2 protein-coding genes are annotated in these 1017 nt (G+C 41.6%); both read right to left on the reverse strand.

Annotated elements, in window-relative coordinates; genetic code table 11:
- Window positions 1–365: hypothetical protein (locus tag ABJV04_RS08335; protein WP_348491044.1), on the reverse strand; the 365-nt coding region annotated here is incomplete at its 3' end.
- Between the two features lie 140 nt (window positions 366–505).
- Window positions 506–985 carry a hypothetical protein gene (locus tag ABJV04_RS08340; RefSeq protein ID WP_348491045.1) on the reverse strand — a complete coding sequence of 160 codons (480 nt, stop codon included), beginning with the start codon at window positions 983–985 and terminating at the stop codon, window positions 506–508.
- Window positions 986–1017: the final 32 nt, after the last annotated feature.

Genomic DNA, 1017 nt, shown 5'->3' on the forward strand with positions numbered 1-1017 from the left:
GTAAAGTTATCGGCAATACCATCTTCATTCGCATCGGGATATATCCTGATATTCGTGAAGTTAAATGCCCCATTATTAGCATCAACAGCTGTAACGGTAAAAAAATCAGATCCGTTACCCGTGTTGGTAATAATGTGGCTGAATGTTACCTGACCACCGACACTAACCTGCTTGGTTACTCCGGCAGTGATTGTAACACCTGCTACCTGTTGTACCGTAGTAACAACAGTGTTTGACGTAACGGACTGACTGTTATTCCCGTTATCGATGTACGTAGCAGTTGCCTGGTTACCAATGGAAGAAGACGCAGGTGGTATCTGAGCGAATACATCCGTAGATGTACCTAATACCACAGCGAAAACCATAAGCAACCCAACAAGAGCTTGTACCCTTTGTCGTAGTTTATGTGTTGTTTTCATTGTTTGAATCCTATTATTATGGTTCAATTGATTGTTTTTTTGAACACTGTTTAGATTTGAATTTTGAAATCCCGTTTTAGTCCTGATCATGATCGGACCTCAACTCTTGCGGTAAGAGTTATGCTTTCTCCAGCCGCAAGAGCAGGAACTAGCCATTGTAAGCGTCGATATTCCTGAGCAGGAATGACGCGGTTTACCTGTGATCCATCCGGTTGTGTAACCTGACGAGTCAATGGTAGTTGTCTGAAGTCATTAGCAGTGGTGCTAACGCTTGCCCCACTCAGCTCCGGAGGTGCAGTGCTTTCGAGATAGAACATCTCGGGTGGTATTGGCAAAACAGGCATAAGTTGAGTAATGTCTCCACCTGTTCCATTCTGGTAAGTTAGTCGATATTCAATAATATCTCCCGGCTTAACTTCGGTTACTTCAGTTGCAACCTCATTACTATCTGCATCCAATGAGATTTTATACGCCTTCAGAACTGAAGACAACCCCCCATTTTGTGCAGATGTATTTACAGATAAACCCAGAAATAAAACGAATAAAAATATGTACTTATATTTCATAAGTGTGTTTATTTTTAGTTATTTCGCGCTTT

Source organism: Aliiglaciecola sp., from assembly GCF_039982535.1.
Taxonomy (GTDB): domain Bacteria; phylum Pseudomonadota; class Gammaproteobacteria; order Enterobacterales; family Alteromonadaceae; genus Aliiglaciecola.

Bases quoted from the DNA above. Each gene is read 5' to 3' on its own strand.
- ABJV04_RS08340 (WP_348491045.1), bottom strand. From the start codon at position 985: ATGAAATATAAGTACATATTTTTATTCGTTTTATTTCTGGGTTTATCT.